This is a genomic window from Catellatospora sp. KI3 (assembly GCF_029948125.1).
Taxonomy (GTDB): Bacteria; Actinomycetota; Actinomycetes; order Mycobacteriales; family Micromonosporaceae; genus Catellatospora.
Genome location: NZ_JASAMB010000095.1, coordinates 1 through 215, shown reverse-complemented (window position 1 = coordinate 215; position 215 = coordinate 1). Strand labels below are relative to the sequence as shown.

Sequence of the window (215 nt, the reverse complement as noted above, 5' to 3'; positions counted from 1 at the left end):
GGCATGCTCACCTTCATGACGGCCTGGAACGACTTCTTCTGGCCCCTGGTCGTGCTCACCCCCGAGGACCCGACCGTGCAGACCGCGCTGTCGACCCTGGCTTCCGGTTACATCCAGGACTACTCGCTGTCGCTGACCGGAACGGCGATCGCGACCGTGCCGCTGCTGGTCGTCTTCGGCCTGCTCGGCAAGTACATCATCGGAGGCATCATGCA

At 64.2% G+C, this 215-nt stretch carries 1 pseudogene; it reads left to right on the top strand.

The features are described 5' to 3' along the window. Positions 1-215: pseudogene (locus tag QEZ54_RS36335) on the top strand (carbohydrate ABC transporter permease); the annotation flags it as partial.